This window comes from Streptomyces sp. NPDC050610, assembly GCF_040654875.1.
GTDB lineage: Bacteria > Actinomycetota > Actinomycetes > Streptomycetales > Streptomycetaceae > Streptomyces.
On sequence record NZ_JBFAIV010000006.1, the window covers coordinates 23,638 to 42,594 of the forward strand.

14 protein-coding genes, 1 tRNA gene, 1 other RNA gene and 1 pseudogene are annotated in these 18,957 nt (G+C 72.2%); 9 read left to right on the plus strand and 8 right to left on the minus strand.

The annotated features are described in order from the left end of the window. Window positions 1-243 precede the first annotated feature (243 nt). From AB0I22_RS09570 to AB0I22_RS09580, 3 genes are all read left to right on the plus strand, one after another. Window positions 244-1,509: a Tm-1-like ATP-binding domain-containing protein gene (locus AB0I22_RS09570; protein ID WP_363130132.1), complete on the plus strand. Its 1,266-nt coding sequence runs from the start codon at window positions 244-246 to the stop codon at window positions 1,507-1,509. A 91-nt stretch (window positions 1,510-1,600) separates the two neighbouring features. Further along, the gene (locus AB0I22_RS09575; protein WP_363130133.1) at window positions 1,601-2,449 is read left to right on the plus strand and encodes a phosphoenolpyruvate hydrolase family protein; all 849 of its coding nucleotides are present in this window, start codon (window positions 1,601-1,603) and stop codon (window positions 2,447-2,449) included. Window positions 2,450-2,526: 77 nt separating this feature from the next. After that, window positions 2,527-3,081, plus strand: coding sequence for a MepB family protein (locus AB0I22_RS09580; protein WP_363130379.1), 555 nt, complete (start codon window positions 2,527-2,529; stop codon window positions 3,079-3,081). Between the two features lie 101 nt (window positions 3,082-3,182). On the opposite strand, the gene AB0I22_RS09585 is transcribed toward AB0I22_RS09580, so the two are convergent. After that, the gene (locus tag AB0I22_RS09585; RefSeq protein ID WP_363130134.1) at window positions 3,183-4,076 is read right to left on the minus strand and encodes an NAD(P)H-binding protein; all 894 of its coding nucleotides are present in this window, start codon (window positions 4,074-4,076) and stop codon (window positions 3,183-3,185) included. Window positions 4,077-4,364: 288 nt separating this feature from the next. On the opposite strand from AB0I22_RS09585, the gene AB0I22_RS09590 reads away from it, so the two are divergent. Continuing rightward, window positions 4,365-5,288: a LysR family transcriptional regulator gene (locus AB0I22_RS09590; RefSeq protein ID WP_363130135.1), complete on the plus strand. Its 924-nt coding sequence runs from the start codon at window positions 4,365-4,367 to the stop codon at window positions 5,286-5,288. 9 nt (window positions 5,289-5,297) lie between these two features. Here the strand turns inward: AB0I22_RS09590 and AB0I22_RS09595 are convergent, their stop codons facing one another. Together AB0I22_RS09595 and AB0I22_RS09600 are read right to left on the minus strand one after the other, a co-directional pair. After that, on the minus strand, window positions 5,298-6,002 hold the full coding sequence (locus tag AB0I22_RS09595; RefSeq protein WP_363130136.1) for a sensor domain-containing protein: 705 nt from the start codon (window positions 6,000-6,002) through the stop codon (window positions 5,298-5,300). Window positions 6,003-6,245: 243 nt separating this feature from the next. Then, entirely contained in the window at window positions 6,246-8,540 is a 2,295-nt protein-coding gene (locus AB0I22_RS09600; protein ID WP_363130137.1) for a helicase, read from the minus strand. 415 nt (window positions 8,541-8,955) lie between these two features. Between AB0I22_RS09600 and AB0I22_RS09605 the strand changes: the two genes are divergently transcribed. Together AB0I22_RS09605 and AB0I22_RS09610 are read left to right on the plus strand one after the other, a co-directional pair. Beyond that, window positions 8,956-11,223: a LuxR C-terminal-related transcriptional regulator gene (locus AB0I22_RS09605; protein WP_363130138.1), complete on the plus strand. Its 2,268-nt coding sequence runs from the start codon at window positions 8,956-8,958 to the stop codon at window positions 11,221-11,223. 279 nt (window positions 11,224-11,502) lie between these two features. Then, entirely contained in the window at window positions 11,503-12,522 is a 1,020-nt protein-coding gene (locus AB0I22_RS09610; protein WP_363130140.1) for a hypothetical protein, read from the plus strand. Window positions 12,523-12,637: 115 nt separating this feature from the next. On the opposite strand, the gene AB0I22_RS09615 is transcribed toward AB0I22_RS09610, so the two are convergent. Further along, window positions 12,638-13,561: a phosphorothioated DNA-binding restriction endonuclease gene (locus tag AB0I22_RS09615; protein ID WP_363130141.1), complete on the minus strand. Its 924-nt coding sequence runs from the start codon at window positions 13,559-13,561 to the stop codon at window positions 12,638-12,640. Between the two features lie 447 nt (window positions 13,562-14,008). Here AB0I22_RS09615 and AB0I22_RS09620 point away from each other — a divergent pair, with 447 nt between their 5' ends. Continuing rightward, window positions 14,009-14,098: a tryptorubin family RiPP precursor gene (locus AB0I22_RS09620; protein ID WP_245661656.1), complete on the plus strand. Its 90-nt coding sequence runs from the start codon at window positions 14,009-14,011 to the stop codon at window positions 14,096-14,098. Window positions 14,099-14,174: 76 nt separating this feature from the next. Further along, complete coding sequence (locus AB0I22_RS09625) at window positions 14,175-15,221, plus strand: cytochrome P450 (protein WP_363130142.1); 1,047 nt, start codon at window positions 14,175-14,177, stop codon at window positions 15,219-15,221. Window positions 15,222-15,283: 62 nt separating this feature from the next. On the opposite strand, the gene AB0I22_RS09630 is transcribed toward AB0I22_RS09625, so the two are convergent. The 4 genes and pseudogenes from AB0I22_RS09630 to AB0I22_RS09645 all read right to left on the minus strand — a co-directional run bounded on the left by AB0I22_RS09630 (window position 15,284) and on the right by AB0I22_RS09645 (window position 18,680). Continuing rightward, window positions 15,284-17,704 carry a helicase-associated domain-containing protein gene (locus AB0I22_RS09630; RefSeq protein WP_363130143.1) on the minus strand — a complete coding sequence of 807 codons (2,421 nt, stop codon included), beginning with the start codon at window positions 17,702-17,704 and terminating at the stop codon, window positions 15,284-15,286. 232 nt (window positions 17,705-17,936) lie between these two features. After that, complete coding sequence (locus AB0I22_RS09635; RefSeq protein WP_363130380.1) at window positions 17,937-18,254, minus strand: hypothetical protein; 318 nt, start codon at window positions 18,252-18,254, stop codon at window positions 17,937-17,939. Window positions 18,255-18,266: 12 nt separating this feature from the next. Continuing rightward, window positions 18,267-18,368, minus strand: a pseudogene (locus AB0I22_RS09640) (VapC toxin family PIN domain ribonuclease); the annotation flags it as partial. A gap of 224 nt (window positions 18,369-18,592) precedes the next feature. Beyond that, window positions 18,593-18,680 (minus strand) — tRNA-Ser (locus AB0I22_RS09645). Between the two features lie 109 nt (window positions 18,681-18,789). Between AB0I22_RS09645 and ffs the strand changes: the two genes are divergently transcribed. Further along, window positions 18,790-18,886, plus strand: an RNA gene (gene ffs / locus AB0I22_RS09650) — signal recognition particle sRNA small type. The last annotated feature ends 71 nt before the right edge of the window (window positions 18,887-18,957 follow it).

An 18,957-nucleotide genomic window follows, 5' to 3' on the forward strand; every position in this document is an offset into this window, starting at 1 on the left:
CGTTTCCGGGGCCATCTGCGCGTCCACCTGCGCGTCCGTCTCCGGGGCCTTCTCCGCGTCCGTCTGTGCGTCCATCCACGCGTCCATCTGCGCGTCCGTCTGCGTGTCCCTCTACGCGTCCGTCTGCGCGCTCCAGGCCAATTCGCCCGAAGTGGTCTTGGGCGGCGGTCCGCGGCCGGTCGATGATCGGAGCATCGACCGGCCCTTCACCGGCCGTCGACCGTCCGTTCAAAGGAGAAGGACATGGCGAGCGTGGTGCTGCTCGGGACGCTGGACACCAAAGGCGCGGAGTACGCGTGGCTGGCCGAGCGGCTCCGTCGGGCGGGCTGCGAGGTCGTGGTCGTCGACGCCGGAGTGATGCCGCTGCCCGAGGGCGCGTTCCCCGGTGACGTCGACGCCGCCACGGTCGCGAGCGCCGGCGGACACGACGTGACGGCGCTGCGTACGGGCGGGGACCGCGGCGCGGCGGTACGGGCCATGGCCGAGGGCGCCGACCGGGTGATCGCCAAGTTGCACCGGCAGGGCCGGCTGCACGCGGTGCTGGCCGTGGCGGGCAGCGGCGGTTCGTTCATCGCCGCGCGGGCCATGCAGTCGCTGCCGATCGGGGTGCCGAAGCTGCTGGTGTCCACGATGGCCGCCGGGGACGTCGGCCCGTACGTGGGCAGCAGCGACATCACCCTGATGTACAGCGTGGTCGACGTCGCGGGCATCAACACCGTCTCCCGGCTGGTCCTGGGCAACGCGGTCGCCGCCGCCGCCGGGATGGCCCGCTCGTACGAGCTGAGCCTGAGCGCACCGCCGGCGCCGGGGCGCGAACTGATCGCCGCCAGCATGTTCGGCATCACCACGCCCGCCGTCGACGCCGCCCGCGCCCGGCTGGACGCGCTCGGCTACGAGGTGCTGGTCTTCCACGCCACCGGCTCGGGCGGTCGGGCGCTGGAGAAACTGGCGGCGGGCGGGTTCCTCGCCGGCGTCCTCGACCTGACCACCACCGAACTCGCCGACGAACTGGTCGGCGGCGTCCTCAGCGCCGGACCCGACCGCCTCACCGCGGCCGGGCGCGCGGGCGTACCGCAGGTGGTGGCGCCCGGCGCGCTGGACGCCGTCAACTTCGGCCCCGCGGACACCGTCCCGCCGCGCTTCGCCGACCGCCGCCTCCTGGTGCACAACCCCACCGTCACCCTCATGCGCACCACGGCCGAGGAGATGGCCGCGCTGGGCGACACCATCGGCCGGAAGCTGGCCGGGGCGCACGGACCGGCGGCGGTCCTGTGGCCGCTTGGCGGCGTCTCGGCGGTGGACGCCGAGGGCGGCCCGTTCCACGATCCGGCCGCCGACGAGGCGGGGCTCGACGCGCTGCGCGGGGCCATCGGGGGGAGCGCGGTGGAGCTGCGGGAGGTGGACGCGCACCTCAACGACGCCTCGTTCGCGGTGGCCGCCGCGGAGCTGCTGGACCGGATGATCGGGGAGCGGCGGGAGGCGGAGGCTGGCAATACGACGCAGCCTTGAGAGGCCGATGGGCGAAGGCCGAAGGTCGTAGAGCGTAGGCCTGCGGCCATAGGTCCAGAAGCAGCACGACACACAGCACGACGCAGTACCGATGGCAGCACCGATGGAGGACCCCACCATGGACCGCACTACAGCCCTGGCCCGTCTGACCGGCCAGGTGAGCGCCGGCCGAGCCGTCATCGGCGCGGGCGCGGGCACCGGACTGTCCGCGAAGTGCGCGGAGGCCGGCGGCGTCGACCTGCTGATCATCTACAACTCCGGCCGGTACCGGATGGCGGGCCGCGGCTCCCTCGCGGGCCTGCTGCCCTACGGGGACGCCAACGCCATCGTGCTGGACATGGCGGGCGAGGTGCTGCCGGTCGTACGGGACGTACCCGTACTCGCCGGGGTCTGCGGCACCGACCCCTTCCGGATCATGGGGAACTTCCTGGACCAGCTGAAGGCCGTCGGCTTCGCGGGCGTACAGAACTTTCCGACCGTCGGCCTCTACGACGGCAAGTTCCGCGAGAACCTGGAGGAGACGGGGATGGGCTTCGGCCTGGAGATCGACATGATCCGCCAGGCGCACGAACGCGAACTGCTCACCGCCCCCTATGTCTTCGACGCCGACCAGGCGGCCGAGATGGCGCGGGCGGGCGCGGACGTCCTCGTACCGCATGTGGGGCTGACGACGAAGGGTTCCATCGGCGCGGCGACGGCCCTGACGCTCGATCAGGCTGCGGTCGCCGTACAGGAGATGCACGACGCGGCGAAGCGGGTCAACCCCGACATCATCGTGCTCTGCCACGGCGGCCCGATCGCGGAGCCCGAGGACGCGCGTTACGTCCTGGACCACACGTCGGGGATCGCGGGCTTCTTCGGCGCCTCGTCCATGGAGCGCCTCCCCACGGAGCGCGCCATCACGGACCAGGCGCGCGCCTTCAAGTCGCTGGCGCTGTAGCCGGCATGACTGCCAACCGTGCTGCTGCCGCTGCTGCCGCTGCCGCCGCTGAGGCCGATCCCGATTCCTGGTCCGGCATGCCCCCGCTGCACGCGGACCTGCTGGCGGCGAAGTCGCTGGTGTACGACCCGATGGGGTACACGTGCTCCCGGCCGGCGCCCGAGGCGGAGAGCGCGGAGTACGCGGCGCACACGTTCACCTTGGAGGGGCTGGCGGTCAGATTCCGCGCCGCCAGGACCACTCCGACGAAGGCCGGCCAGTTCGTGACCGTATGGAAGAGGCCCGACGGCGGCCCGATCCGCCCCTTCGACGCCGACGACCCTGTGGACCTCTTCGTCGTCAGCAGCCGTGAGGGCCGCCATTTCGGGCAGTTCGTCTTTCCGAAGGACGTGCTCCGCGAGAGGGGAATCGTCTCGGCGGGGAGCACGGGGAGCACGGGGAGCACGGGGAGCACGGGAGGTACTACGGGCTTTACGGGCGGGAAGCGCGCGTTCCGCGTCTACCCGCCCTGGGCCGCCCCGCCCAACCGTCAGGCCCGCGCGACGCAGACCTGGCAGTCGGAGTACTTCCTGCCCGTACCCGAGTCCGGGCCCCTGGACGCCGTACGCGCGGACCGGCTCCACCACCCGTAGCCGTACGGGGGAGGTGGGGCGCCAGGGCCTACGGGGTCCAGGGGCCCGGTCCCGGGGCTCGGCAGTGCCTCAGCATCTTTCGGCGGGACCTCAACGCCTCATCAGGCAGCGGCGACGGCCGGCTTGAGGACCTCCTCGCACCACTGCCGGAACGTCGTCGGCGTCGTCGACTCCGCCGTACGCGGCTCCGCGAGGTCCAGGCCCTGGTTCTTGGCGTCGAACATGTCGACCATCCCCTGGGCCATCGCGTCGGTCATCCCGAAGCCGGTGAGGCGGTCCTTGAGCGCCGCGCCCGGGATCTGCTGGTAGCCGATCTCCTTGCCGAGGACCTCGGAGATGATCCGCGCCATGTCGTTGGGCGACAGGTCCTCGGGGCCGAGGCAGGGGACCTGTCCGGCGCCGCTCCACGAGCTGTCGAGCAGCAGCCGGGCGGCGGTGTCGGCGATGTCGCGGGTGGCGACGGTGGGGCTCTTCAGGTCAGGGGCGCTCATCATGAAGAACATGCCCTTCTCCTTGATCGCCGTGGCGTGGTTGAGCAGGTTGTGCATGAACGACGGGCAGACCACGGCCCGGTAGGCGACGCCCGACGCGGCGATCAGGTCGCCCATCGCCAGCGACGCGGCGACCAGCCCGGCGCGCTCGACCAGCGCCGTCCCGCGCCCGAGGGCGGAGATGCCCACGACGCGCTTGACGCCGTGCCGGGCGAACGCGTCGGCCGCGGGGCGGGTGAAGTCGGCATAGGCGGCTTCGAGGCTCGGCGCGGACGGGTCGTCCGGAGCGAGCCAGAAGACGGCCTCGGCGCCGGCGCACGCCTGGTCGATGACGGCCGGGTCGCCGTGCGAACCCTGGACGACCTCGACGCCGGCGTGCTCGCGGACCTCGGGGGCGAGCCGTGAGGGGTCGCGGGCGACGAGGCGCAGCCGCGTCCCGCGGGCGAGCAGGTCATCGACGAGTACGCGGCCGATGGTGCTGGTGGGGGCGGTGATGACGATCATGAGAGTGCTGTTCCTTCTTGGTTTCTGTGTTGCTGGTTCTGGGGGTACGGGCGCCCGGCCGCCGGGGGACACCGGCGCTCACGGGCTCACGGGCTGACGGGCTCACGGACGGGGCTGTCACGCGTTGTCACGTGCCTTCACGCGTTCTCACGCGTTCTCATGCGCGGTCACGCCTCTTCAGGCGTCTCCGCGGACATGTCCACTGTCGTCGCCGAGAAGCCCCGCGACAATGCAAAGATAGGCACCTAATCATTAACTCAGGCGTAAAAATGCAGCTCAGGGGCTTGAATGGATCTCAACCTGCTACGGGCGTTGGACGCCCTGCTCCAGGAGAACAGCGTGACCCGTGCCGCCGAACGGCTCGGCACGTCCCCCGCGGCGGCCAGCCGCACGCTGGCCCGGCTCCGCCGCGCCGTCGGCGACCCGCTGCTGGTCCGCGCCGGTCAGGGCATGGTTCCGACCCCGCGGGCGCTGGAGCTCAGGGAGGAGGTCGGCGCGCTGCTGCGCGGCTGCGACAACGTTCTGCGGCCGGGCGCGGGGTTCGACGCCGTGCACCTCCAGCGCACGTTCACCGTACAGACCACCGACCTGCTGCTGGTGGAGCTGGCCGGAACGCTGACCGACCGCATCCACCGGGAGGCGCCGCACGTGGACGTGGTCTTCCTGCCGGAGGCCGTGGAGGGCGGCCCCGCGCTGCGGCAGGGCTGGGTGGACGTCGAACTGGGCGTACTCGGCAACCTGGACCCGGAGATCCGCACCCAGCGGCTCGCCCAGTTGCCGCTTGTCGGCATCGCCCGCAGCGGCCACCCGCTCTTCAACGGCCGTATCGACGCCCGCCGCTTCGCCGAAGCCGACCACATCGGCATCTCCCGCCTCGGCAAACGCCACGGCCCCATCGACAGCGCCCTGTCGGAACTCGGCCTGCGTCGCCGCACCGCGGTGGTCGTGCCCAGCCATACGAGCGCGATGATGCTGGCCCGCACCACGGACCTGGTGGCCCTCACCCTGACCGACTGGCTGACCGACACCACGACGGCCCTGGGCCTGCGCACCTTCCCCATCCCCCTGGACATGCCCCCCTTGGACCTGGGAATGGCCTGGCACCCCCGCAACTCGGCGGACCCGGCCCACCGTTGGTTCCGCGACCACGTGGCGGCGGCGGTACGGGGACCGGGCGAGGGCCGGGCGGGGGCCGAGGGGCCCGCGGCGTGACGGTCGCGCCTACCCGAGCATCCCGCGGACAGCGGCGCGGTCGACGTTCGTCAGGGCGCGGATCAGCTTCGGGGTGAGGAAGACGATGACCAGGCCGACGAGGGAGACCCCGGCGAGCTGGAAGGGCGAGGTCAGGTAGTACTGGTGGTGCACGCCGCCCGAGGTGAAGTCGAACAGCCGGTAGCCGGGCCACCCGACGTAGTGCGGGAAGACCCAGTTGTACGCGGGGAGCAGCGCGACCGCCCAGCCGACGAGCAGCACGGCCGTCGACAGGACGAAGTTCACCATCCGCCACGGGAACATCACCAGCTGGAAGAGGAACGCGCGCCAGCCCGCCGCGTCCCCCAGCCGCGCCCGCTGACCGGCCCAGAAGCCCGCCGCGCGCGGCGTCGGCACGGACGCGGGCGCGCCGGCCGCCAGGCCGAGCTTCTCCGCCGCCCGCCGGCGCTCGGCGCCGCCGAGCCCGCGCGCACCGGCCAGCAGCCCGGCGAGTACGGGCAGCCCGAGCACGGTGACGGCGAGGACCGCGCCGACCGAGAACATCGTGAGGGCGAAGGCGAAACCGACGACGGCGATCGGGAGCGAGGCCAGGATGTACCCGAACTCCCGGTACGTGACGGCGGCGAACGGCGCGCGCCAGAAGCCGACCCGCTCCGCCGGAGCGGCGTACGACAGGGTGCCGGCACCGGTGCTGACGCTGGTGCTCATGCTCATGGCGGGCCTCGGATTCATATGAGTTCGGGTGAGTTCGGGTGAGTTCGTACGAGGGCGAGTGGGCGGTGGCCCGGCGGCCGGTGGGGGCGCGCCGTCTCGATATCCACGATCCCGAATCCGAACGCCCGGCGGCATACGGTGACGTGGCCTCTTCGGGGTGGTGCTAGGTCCACCCCTGGGAGGCCGACGCGCCGACGCCGCCCCGCGCCCGTACGGTCACCGGCCCGCCCCGAGCCCGTACGGTCACCGGCCCGCTCCAGCGCCGGAGTCGGCCGTCATCAGGGGGAACTCCAGCCCCTCCGGCAGCGCCCCGGTGTGTATCACCCCCAGCCGCTGGGTGGCCCGGGTCAGCGCCACGTACAGGTCGCTCGCGCCGAACTCCGCCGGCTCCGCGACGAGCACCGTGTCGAACTCCAGCCCCTTGGCCTGCCGGGGGTCGAGGAGCACCACCGGCCTGGTCAGATCGGGGGTGCGACCGGCGGAGGCGTGCGGCAGGGCGGCGGCGAGTTCGCTGTGCCGATCGCGCGGTGCGATGACGGCGAGATGCCCGGAAGCGCCGTGATCCGCCTCCTGCCGTACGGCCTCGGCGACCGCGCCGCCGAGGTCCCCGGTGCGGTGCGCCCAGGGCCGTACGCCGGTGGAGCGGATCGAGCGCGGCGGCTCGAAGGCGGGGTCCGCGGCGCGCGGCACCGCTGCCGCGATCTCCATGATCTCGGTCGGCGTGCGGTAGTTGACCCCGAGCCGTACGCGCTGCCAGCGGTCCCCGGCGTGCGGCGCCAGGATCGTCTCCCACGAACCGCAGCCGCCCGGCTCCGCGGCCTGCGCGGGGTCGCCGACGAGCGTCATCGAACGGGTCGGGCAGCGCCGCATCAGCAGCCGCCACATCATCGCGGACAGCTCCTGCGCCTCGTCCACGATGATGTGGCCGAAGGCCCAGGTGCGGTCGGCGGCGGCGCGTTCGGCGGCGCTGCGGTGGTCGGTCTCCTCCTGGCGCTCGGCGAGCCGCTCCGCGTCGACCAGGTCGTGCGCGGCCAGCACCTCGGAGTCCTCGTCGTCGAGGTCCTCGAACTCGTAGGTGCGCGAACCGTGCGAGAGGTCGAGCACCCCCTGCGCGTACGCGATGCGCTCCTGCTGTTCGGCCTCGGCGGCGGCGCGGGCGGCGGAGTCGTCGTCGCCGAGCAGCTCGGCGGCCTCGTCGAGCAGCGGAACATCGGCGGGCGTCCAGTCCTGCCCCCCGCCACCGTCCCCGCCCCTGTCCCCGCGCCTGTCCGACCGTCGAATCGCCGCGGCGTCGTCCTCCCCCAGATGCACGGGCTCGGCGAGGAAGTCGGCGACCAGCTCCTCGGGGGTGAGGGACGGCCACAGCTCCGCGATGGCGGCGTGCACCTCGGCGCTGGCCGCGATCGCCTTGCCGAGCATGGCGGTGTCGTCCGGCCCGAGGAGGTTGGGCCCGCCGTACGGGTCCGCGCCGATCCGGTCCGTGAGCTGCGCGGTGAGCGCGTCGATGACGTGGAACGCGAAGTGCGGCCGCGCGAGGTTGTGCGGCAGCCCGGTCGCGCGCGCCGCGTGCCGCGCGTCGCTCGCGATGTCCGCGTCCAGCAGCAGCTCGCCGTCCTCGTGGTCGATCACGATGGGCTCACCGCGCGGCGGCACCGCCTGCCGGTCCCGTACGAACCGGGCCAGCGCGTCCGCCATCGCCGCACCGCCCTTGACCTCGGCGGCGCGCGCGGTGTCGACGCCGGTCGCGGTCACGCCGGGGAAGAGGTCGCCGGGCGTGGCGAGCAGCACGCCGGTCTCGCCGAGCGAGGGCAGCACCTCCGCGATGTACCCGAGGAACGCCGGGTTCGGCCCGACGATCAGGACGGCGCGGCGGGCCAGCAGCTCCCGGTGCGCGTAGAGCAGGTACGCGGCCCGGTGCAGCGCCACCACGGTCTTCCCGGTGCCGGGCCCGCCCTCCACGACGAGGATGCCGTGGTGCGGGGCGCGGATGATGCGGTCCTGCTCGGCCTGGATGGTCTGCACGATGTCGTGCATCCGCCCGGTGCGCGCCGCGTCCAGCGAGGCCAGCAGCACGGCGTCCGCGTCGGAGCCCTCGTGTCCGGTACGCACGGTGTCGGTGAGGTCCATGAGCTCGTCGTGGAGCGCGGTGACCTCCCGCCCCGCCGTGCTGATGTGCCGCCGCCGGCGCAGCCCCATCGGGGTGTGCCCGGTCGCGAGATAGAACGGCCGCGCCACGTCGGCCCGCCAGTCGACGACCAGCGGCGTACGCTCCGCGTCGTCGCGCCGCATCCCGATCCGCCCGATGTGGTGATCACGCCCGTCCCGGAACGCCAGCCGCCCGAAGCACAGCCCGCTCTCCCCGGCATTGAACGCGGCCAGCAGCCCGGACCGCTCGGCCACCAGCACCTCCCGCTCCAGCCGCGCCTGATGGCTGTTCCCCTCCACCGGCAACACCTCCCGCACCGAGCCCTCGGCCTCGTCCCGCAACTCGGCCAGCCGCTCGTAGAGCAGATCGATGAATTCCTGCTCGTTTCGCAATTCCGTGTTTGACAATTCAGCTCCGCTCGGATACCTTGTGAAAGTGAGGGATTAGCCATGTCCGAAAGTCGAAGCAGACATGGAAACCCCCAATATACGCAGAGAAATACCCCGGCCGTCAATACGGACCGGGGTATTTCCTTTTGACGGGTGAGGCCGCCGGCCACCGGACGGCCCGGGCAGCAGTGGACGCCCGCACGCAACAACCCGACCAACAGCTCACCCGACCCGCCCGTAATCGCAACCACCCGGAAGAGACCGGCCGATAGCGGTCGGCACCGGCACGCGGCCGTCCCGCCGTCGTTAGTTTGGTTCCTCCGTGGCTCGGCTGCTCTTCGCGGGGGTGCGACGGAGGACGGTGGGTTGCATGGGGTTCGGCTCGGCTCGGTGGGGGGACGGGCGGGTGCCCGCCGAGATGACGAGCTTTGTCGGGCGGGACCGTGAAATCGCCCGGGCGCGGGAGCTGTTGGCGCGTACTCGAATGGTGACGCTCGTGGGGCCCGGCGGGGTGGGGAAGACGCGGATCGCCGTGCGCGTCGCCGCGCAGGCGGCTCGGGGGTACGCGGACGGCGTGTGCTTCGTCGAGCTGTCGGGGCTCGGCCGCGCCGGGCTGCTGCCACGGGCCGTGTCCGAGGCGCTCGGGCTGCCGGAGCAGACGTCGCGGCCGCAGGCGGACGCCTTGATCGAGTACGTGGCGGAGCGCGAGCTGCTGCTCGTACTCGACACCTGCGAGCACCTGGTCGACTCCTGCGCCGCCCTCGCCGACCTGCTGCTTCCCCGGGCGCCCCGGCTGACGATCCTGGCGACCAGCCGGCAGCCGCTGGCCGCCCCCGGCGAGCACCTGCTGCCCGTACCCGCGCTGCCGCTGCCCCGGCCGGGCGAGGACGCGGACAGCGAGGCGCTGGTCCTGCTGGCCGAGCGGGCCGCCGCGGTGCTGCCAGGCTTCGTGCTGACCAGCGCCAACCGGCGGCACGCCGTCGCGCTCTGCCACCGTCTGAGCGGCATGCCGCTCGCCATCGAACTGGCCGCCGTCCGGCTCCGGGCCCTGCCGCTCGACCGGCTGGTGGCGCAGCTCAGCGACACGTTCGCGCTGCTCGACCACGGCCGTCTGGCGGCGCCGGCGCGTCACCAGACGCTGCGTACGACCTTGGACTGGAGCCATGAACTGTGCACGCCCGCCGAGCGGTTGCTGTGGGCGCGGCTCTCCGTGTTCGCGGGGTCGTTCGGGCTGGACGCCGTCGTCGAGGTCACCGCGGACGACGAACTGCCCGCCGAGGCGGTCCTGAACCACCTCGTCGGGCTCGTCGAGAAGTCGGTGGTGGTGCGGCTGGGGGAGGACGGCGACCGCTACCGGCTGCTCGACACCCTGCGCGAGTACGGCGCCGACCGCCTCGAAGGGCTCGGCGGCACCGGCGCCCTCCGCCGCCGCCACGTCGCCTACTTCCGCACCATGCTGCGGGACTTCGAGGACCGGTTCGTCACCTCCCGGCAACTCCCGCTCTACCAGGCGCTCGTGGGGGAGCGCGAGAACCTTCGCGCGGCCCTGCGATACGCGGCGGACGGCGCCGAACTCCTCGGCCTGACCGCCGTCATGTGGACGTACTGGCTCTGCTCCGGGCAGCCCGCCGAAGCCGCGTACTGGATGGCGAAGGCCCTGGAGCGGACCCGCGACCACGAGCCGTCCCCGCGACGGGTGATGACCCTCGCCTGGTACTCGATGTTCCTCGGCAGGGAAGGGGACCAGACGGCGGCCCTCGCCACCGCCGGCACCGCGCTCAGCAGCGCGCGATCACTCGGCGACGCCCGGACGGCGGCCTGGGCCGCCTTCGCCGAGTCCGCCGCGCTCTACTACCAGGGCGTCCACGAGCGGGGGCTGGCCGGGGCGGTCGCGGCCGTGCCGCTGATGCGGGCGGCCGGGGACGCGCACGGCGAACGGCTGGCCCAGATGCACGTGAGCGTCGCCCACCTGCTGGCCGGGCAGCCCGCGGCGGCCGTCGACGCGGCCCGCGTCACCCTCGAACTCCTCGGCCCGGACAGCGAGGAGTGCTTCGTCCAGGGCTCGCAGCGCATCACCGAGGGCCTGGCGCACATGCTGCTCGGCGCGCCGGCCGAAGCCGCCCGTTCGCTGCGTACGGGCGCACGGCTGACGGGCGCGCTGGGCGACACGCTGGGCGTGGCGGCGGCCATGAACCTGCTGGCCTGGATCGCGGTCGGCGAGGGCCGGATGCGCCGGGCGGCCTGCCTGTTCGGGGCGTGCGCCGCGCAGTGGCGGAAGATCGGACCGCAGACCCTGGTCGGGAACCCGCAGATGCGGGCCCTGCACGACCAGTACGAGCAGCGGGCCCGCGACGAACTGGGCGCCGGCCGGTACGCCGCCCTGCACGCCAAGGGCGCGGCGCTCTCCCTGAGCGCGGGCGTGCTGCTGGCGACGGAGGACAAGGACGCCCCGCCGGGCGTGCCCCGCCAGCAGGCGATCACGGCCCGGCCGCGGCCTCTGCCGAACGCGCTGACGCGGCGCGAGCGGGAAGTGGCCGGGCTCGTCGCCGAGGGCCTGACCAACCGCGAGATCGCCGAACGCCTCGTCATCTCCCGTCGCACCGTCGACGCGCACGTGGAGCACATCCTCGCCAAGCTCGGGTACTCCTCGCGGGCGCAGATCATCGAGTTGGTGCGGGGCGGGTGATGGAGGTAGGGGGTGACGGCGGGCGTTGAGGACGGGGTTGGACAGTCCGTCGCCAAGCCGTAGGCATACGGCATACGGTTTGGCGGCGGACTACGGCCTTCGGCATACCCCCTTCTGCGCATGCCCAGCCGCGTGAAGCCCCTGACCTGCGCGTACTCGACCTAGGTATACGGATACGGGCCGCTCACCGATGTCCCACCGGATCGTCCCGGCCAAGCTGACTGCCTTCCGAGACACACGCGCCGCGAAGCGCTGTGCAGCACCATGGAGGTAGGGGACATGCCGGAGCCGCTTGACGCCCGGTCCGCCGCGCTGGTCGGCCGTGACGCCGAGGCGATCGAAGTCGAACGGCTGCTGAGAGAGCACCGGCTGGTCGCGGTGGTCGGCCCCGGAGGGGTGGGCAAGAGCGCGCTGGCGGCGGACGTGACGCGGCGGATGCTCCCCGGCCCCTGGGCGGCGGTGGCCGCCACCGATCTGGCCGGGCTGGAGACGCCCGGCCAGGTGCCCCACTGGATGGCCTGCGCGCTGCGGCTCTGGGGCCGGCCCCGGCTGGCCGAGGCGGTGGGGCGCCGCCCGACGCTGCTGGTCGTGGACACCTGCGAGCATCTGGCCGAGGAGTGCGCCGACGTGCTCGTACGGCTGGTCGGGGCGTGTCCCGGCATGCACGTCCTGGTCACCAGCAGGGTGCCGCTCCGGACTCCGGCCAACTACTCGCTGCGCCCGCTCGCCCCGGAGGCCGCCGCCACGCTGTTCTCCAGGACGGCGCTGCGGTTCGGCGCGAGCGTCACACCCGAGAGCGAACTGGCCCGCAGGATCTGCACCTCGCTCGACGGCCTCCCGCTGGCCGTACAGCTCGCGGCGGGCGGGCTCGCGCACCGTACGCCCGACGAACTGCTGCCCTTCGTCTCCCGGCTCCGGCACGTACTCGACCTGACATCGCCCGTGACCGCCCTGCCCAGCCGCCAGCGCACCCTGCGCGCCTCGCTGAGCTGGAGCCATCGGCTGTGCACGCCGGACGAGCGGCTGCTGTGGGCGCGGTGCAGCGTCTTCGCCGACCCGTTCACGCTGCGGGACGCGCTCGCCGTGTGCTCGGACGAATGGCTCGCCGCGGGCCCGCTCGTGACGGCGTTCGCCGGGCTGGCCGCGCAGGCCGTGCTCACCCCGGAACCGCCGCCGCACACGGCCGCTTTCCGGATGCCGCGGGTGACGCGGGCGTACGGGCGTCAGCGCCTGGAACTGCTCGGCGAGGAGGACGAGTTCGAGCGGCGGTGCAGGGCCTGGTGCGTCAGCAGTTGCTGAGGGCGGTGGGGGTGAGTACGTACGTACCGGGCGGTCGGTACATGCGTATGTGCGTATGTGCGTACGTGCCCGGGGCCGGCGATGCCGGTACGTACGCGTCGCCGCCGCTCCGGTGTCAGCGCGTGGCGGCCGGGCGCGGGGCGCCGTGGAAGACCTGGCGGGTGTGCCAGGCGCGGTGGTCGGCGGCGACGGGGGCGGCGCCCGGCTGCGGGCCGATGAGCGGGCGGCCGGCGAGCGCGGTGACGTGCTCGCGGGCCGCCGCGCTCTGCCCGACGAAGTGCTGGGAGACCATCACGACGTGGCGGTCGCCCACGCCCTCGGCGACCTCTTCGCCCACTCCGAGGACGCCTTTGTCGAACAGCTTGTGGTGCAGGGCGCACAGGCACAGCCCGTTGTCGACGACGTCCGGGCCGTCGAAGGCCCACCAGCGTACGTGCGCGGCCTCCAGCCCGACCGGGGTCGCCCCGATGCGCCCGTCGTAGCCGCAGAACGCGCACTGGTACTCGTAGGCGGTCAGCACCAGCTCCCGCATGCGCCGGTCGCGCCGCTGCCGCGGCGGCCCCGCCACGAGCGGGTCCGTCTCCGCGGCTTCCAGCTCCAGGCCGACCGCTTCGCACAGGTCGGGGTGGAGGGACGGCGGGAAGTGCAGGTCGAGCAGGACGCGGGCCATCCGGCCGAGGAGCGAGGGCTCGCGCCGCAGCGCCGAGCGCAGTTCCGGTACGAGCCGCCCGGCCGCGCCCGTCGCGCGCAGCTCCAGCACGCCGGTGCCGGGGCTGCCGGGGCCGCGGTCCGTACGGACTTCCCACACTCCGTCGCTGATGAGGTGGTGGAAGGGGTAGGCCGGTGTGGTCTTGTTGGCGGGCCCGTACTCGACCAGGAGCCGCTTCAGGTCCTCCTCCACCGCGCTGTAGCGCAGCTCGCCGTCGGCGTCCTCCTGGAAGCGGCCCAGCGCGTACAGCAGCAACAGCGGTTTGTGGGGCGCCCGTACGCCGTTCCCCGTCCACTGCCTCAGTTTCGCGGTGCGCTCCAGCCAGTCCATGGCGGTCGATCATAGGCGCGGGGCGGGGGGACCCCGGGGGCCACCGGGGAGTGAGTCCGGGAGCGGTGCGTAAAACATTGGCCAGCGGTCGTAGGGGTGATCGCCGCGGACCGGAAGGTAACTTCCGCTTCGGTGAGCTGACGGCAGATCATGGCCATGCCAGATTTGCCGGGTCGAACTACGACGAAGACCCGCAAATCGCACGCCATTCATTCCCGTATGGCCAGAGATGGATGATTTCTGAGCGATTTGCCGCGATGCGAATGTGCAGCCGACCCAAAACGTGAATAGATGCATTCCCGGCTGTGATGTGAGTCACTTGACACTTTTAGCGGCTGGGTCTTCACTCTCTCGCGGCGACCGGAATGCATTCCGAAGGGTTCCGCCTCTTTCGGATTACAGCTGTTCGCCGAGTCGGTCAGTCAGTCAGTCAGCTGGTGCATATGAATGGAGGAATTTATGAAGCTGGTTCACCTGGTCAACAAGTTCCGTTCCGAGAAGAGCCTCAAGGCGTACTCCTGGTACCAGTGGCTCTAATCAGGTAGTTTTTCACCGGCCCCGGACCGACCAGCGACCCTGGTCGGTCCGGGCAGCCCAGTAACGGAGTTCACCCATGCCAACGCATCGCACCGGCGGGAGCACTCGGGCCGTAGAGTTCGCGCCGAGAATAGAAGAACTGCTCAGCCGCTATAGCGATGCGTCGCTATTCCGCCTGGAGCCGGACACCATCGGCATAGCCGACCCCGACATGATGAACGCCGTGCTGGGCGGCAGGCCGGCCAACGAACACGAGCGCCCCACCTTCAAACCCGTCCAGGGCAGGTCCGTCACCCGCACCGAAGCCTCCGCGTTCATGCAGGCCCTGGGCTCGGACGTACGGGCGGCGATGCAGCGCCCGGTGGACGAGGCGGCCGACGTGAGCGGCTCCTGGCCGCACGCGGGACACGTTTATCTCCGCGACCTGCTATTCGGCAACGAGTATCTGCGCTTCCGCATTCTGGTGGACCGCAGACTGGAGCTGACGCCGAAATTGACCTGGGCGGCCGTGGCCTCCGGCGCCGCGGTGCTGGGCAAGCCGAAGAGCGACGAACCGCTGTCCAAGCTCGCCTCGCTCGTACTCGATTCCCCGAACTACCGCGACCGGCGGCACGCCATGTTCCTCTACCGGCGCATGGGCGCGCCGATGTGCTTCACGGTGTCGGCGCTCGTCACCAGTGCGCTCTGGCTCGGCGCCCCGTTCCGCGACGACACCTCGAATCGGAACATCCTCCTGGAAGCGCTCCGCCTGCTTCCCCCGTCGTGGAACATTCTGCGGGTGGCCTCGCCGGAATTCCAGTCAGTGGACGAACGCATCGGGCCCAAGGACGACATCCTGCTGTTCCCCTTGCTGAGCCACCGCAACCCCAAACTCTGGGACGACCCCGAGGAATTCATTCCCGAGCGGTGGGACGAGCTGGACAGCGAGAACCACCCCGGCTACCTCCCCTTCGGCCCCGCGAGCGAACGCTGCTGGGCCCGCCACATGGTCTTCCCTCTGGCCGAACGCCTCCTGGACCTCGTACGCCGCGACGGCCTCGTCATCAGCCCGGACCAGACCAAGGTCAAGATCGAACTCGGTGGGCTGCTGGAGCTGTCGGAGGTCCGGATGGTGCGGCCGTGACGGTGTGACGGTGAGGACGCGAGGGTGAGGACGCGACGGTGAGGGCGCGCCCGTAGGAAGAACTACGCGGGCATGACACCGTGGACGCGGGAGAGGGTGAAGACGCGGTCGTCGTCGCGCAGATGGCACCAGGCGTAGATATAGGGCGCGTCGAGGTCGATCTCGCTGATGGTGCGCACGGTGTAATTGCCCGAGGCATCGACGTATTCGATGGTGATGGCCTGCCGCTTCGAGATGGCGTGGGCCAGTTGACGTATGTCGGCGAGGGGCAGCAGGCGCGCGTAATAGGCGGTGATCTCCTCGACGTCGGTGTTGTACGGGATGCCGTTCTCGGGATCGGGCTCCGGCGCGATGGGCGGGGCGGCCAGCAGCTTGGCGGCCAGCGCGCCCACGTCGGGGGCGTCGGCGGCGCCCCGGGACTTCTTCTTCTTACGCGCGTTCGTGGCCCGGCCGCCCGACGCGCGCTCGGGCTGCCGCGGGCGCGGCACCGGGGCGGCGGCCCGGCGGTGCTGAGGCTTCTCGACGCGTACGGTCCCGTCGGCGGCCTCGGCGACGGGCGCGTACCCGGCGGCCCGCAGCGCGGCGAGGGTGTCGTCGAGCGGGCTCCGGCCGACCAGTACCGTCGGGGCCAATCGCCGCAGGCCGAGGCCGGTGAGCTGCCGGTGGGCGGCGAGTTCGGCGAGCAGGGCGGGCTCCTCGCCGTGGATGACGCAGGCCGCGGTGGTGACGCGCATACGGCCGTGGCCGCGCGCGGTGTCGTGGACCAGGTACGACAACGGCTGCGGGAGCGCGCCGACGGCGACGGCGGCCAGGTCGGCCACGATCGCCTCGGGCGTACGTCCCGAGTCCAGGGCGCGGCGGACGGTACCCGGTCCGAACCGCCACACCGATGCCGTGCCGCCGGCCTCCCGGTCCGCGGTGGCGTCCAGGAGCGCGGCGAGTGAGGCGGACGGGGTGCCGGTGACGACGGCGGTGAGGTCGGTGCCGAAGCGGGCTGTCTTAGCGGCCGCGGGCAGCAGTCGCCGGCAGGCCGCGGCGAGCGCCTTGGCGTCATGCTCCCGCGCGGCGGCGCCGATGCGGGACAGAGCGCCGCGAGCGATGACCCCGAGCAGTTCGGCCTCGCGGACGTGCGTCGCGAACGGCACGGCGTCACGGTGCAGCTCCTCCGCGAGCGGACGGTGCCAGGCGATCAGCGGCCCCAGCTCCGCGGCATTCTCCGCTCCCCGGCCCGCCGGGAGGATCGCCGCGGCGATGAGGAGCCCGTCCCGGGCCTGCGCACAGGCGACACAGGGCGGTGTTCCGGCGAGTACGGGCAGCGCCTTGCCGTCTTCGCCGCGGGCCTGGGACGGGGCGAACGGCAGCTCCCGCCACGCCTGGAGCAGCACGGCGAACCGCTCAGCCGGCTCTCGTTCCGCCCACGCGTCGTAGCCGTCCGTCGCCGCGACCCGGTCGCCGTCCGCGGCCAGCAGCCCGGCGGCGTGCGCCGTCTCCAGCACGAGGCGTACGACGCCGTCGTCGCACCGCGCCGCCTTGCCGATCCGGGCCAGCTCACGCGCGCCGACCCCGCCGGACTTCAACACGGCCGGAGGCGAGGCGGAGCACACCGCCAGGACGGACGCGGCGTCGGCGGCGAACGCCGTGGCCGCCGCGGACGCCTCCCGGTCCACGTCCTCCGAGGTGACGGGCGCCGAACTCACCGACGGCGGAACCGGATCGAACGGCGCGTGCCAGTCGTCCCCGCGCAGCGCGAACGCCACCTCGGCGGGCATCCGGGCAGGCACGTACCCGTACCGGTCCTGTACGAGCAGCCCCCGCTCCAACGCCCAGCGAGCACCGGGAGGGGAGCCCGCGTGGATCTCCCCGAACTCGTCCTCCTGCGCGGCCCGTTCACTCCCTCGCAGGGCCAGCCGCCCAAGCAGTTTCCGGGTGGCCGCAGGCGCTCCCGCCACCAGCGCGGTGACCTGCTCCGGATCGCTGTGATGCCCCACGAGGGCGGAGAGCCGCTGCCGCCTGGTGGTGCCGGGCGACTTGACGCCCAATGCCACCAGCATGCGGCGCAGTTCCTCGGAGGCCGTGTCCGCCAGCAACTCGACGAGCGGCGCGTCCAGCCCCAGCGGCGTGTGCCACGCCAGCCGCAACGGCTCGGCCATGCACAACTGCCCGTCACCGTCGGGCCACACCAGCGCCAGCTCGGCCAGCCCCCCGAGCGCCTCGTCCAGCCCACGAACACCGTCCGCCCCGGACACGCCCAGCAAATACGCCAACTCCGCACGCGAAGCCGTCCCCAGCGCCGCCAGCGCCTCGGTCGCCTGCAGACACGGCAACGTCAGCCTCGGCAGCACCCGCGCCACCGACGCCTGACGCCGCAGCCGATCCGCCACCTCCCCCAGAGACTGCGGCTCCGGCGCCGCCACACCGTCCGGCCGCGCGACGAGAACCCGCTCCAGCCGCTCGCCGTCGAGCCCGCTCAACCACGCGGCCAACGTCGACCCACCGGGCTCACTGATTCCATTGCTCTCGCTGATGGGGCACCTCACGACAACGACAACTCTTCACTCCCGGACCGAAACCACCGGCCCCGTACCCGTAGAGGACTCCAGACTGCCGCATACCCATGCCCCGCCGCGTCCCGCTCCGCCGGAAACCCGCTTCCGTGTGAACGCGGGGTGGGCTGGGGGCGGCTCCTCGTACGAGCCCATGGACACAACCCCTCGCTCAGAGGGCGATGAGGACAACCGTCGGCAGGAGTGTCGCGGCGGTACTGAGCAGCCAGTACGTGCGCGGAGCCAGCGTGATTCCGCGGCGAAGGGGCCGGTTTGCCGACCACCAGAGCAACCCGTAGAGCCCGACAACGGGAATGCCGATCAGCAGCCATGGCAGCACGCCGTCGTTCTCCGTCGGCTCCCGCTGAGTCAGCCCGAGAGCGGCCAGCGGCCAGTTCGACGCGAAGTACCACAGCAACCAGACCGGCACCACACCGAGAACCCCGAGCAGCAGGTTCACACCCAGTGATACCGGCCAACGCCCTGGCATTTCGCCCCGCCTCTCGAAGTCGTGGTCGCGGTGCAGGAGAGTCAGGCCCTGGAGCTCCGCGGTGGCGGCGACGACCAGATCCACGGCCCCCGCACTGCGGTGCTGCCCGCGCTGGGCTGCCCGCCATGGGAACCGAGGCCGTGCGCCGAGTACGACCAGCCGATGCGCCGGTACGGGCAGGACGCGGCCATGTTCTGCGGCGTGTGCCTTGTGCCCCTGAACCGTCGGCAGGAGTCAGCGGCCCGACGACGGCAGTCGCGGCCAGAACTGCAACCACCAACGTCGTAGGGCCCCACCGCAAGCGGTGGGGCCCTACGACATCGTGCCCGGTGAGGCACTGGCGGAGGATACGAGATTCGAACTCGTGAGGGGTTGCCCCCAACACGCTTTCCAAGCGTGCGCCCTAGGCCACTAGGCGAATCCTCCGCCGCAAACAATACAAGACCGGAGAGGGTGCTCGCGAACATGGTCGGGAGGGGGGTCCGGGGAGGGGGTGAGGGTGGTCCTCGTGGGGGCTGGGATCGGTTAGAGTGGGGGCAGCCCCTCACGTGGCGCTATCTCACCGAACTCCCCCAGGGCCGGAAGGCAGCAAGGGTAAGTGGGCTCTGGCGGGTGCGTGAGGGGTCTTCGCGTTCCCGGGGCTCCTGGGAGGGGCGTTCGGGGCCCTCGGGTTTTGTGAGCGAGACCACTTGTCAGTGGGGCC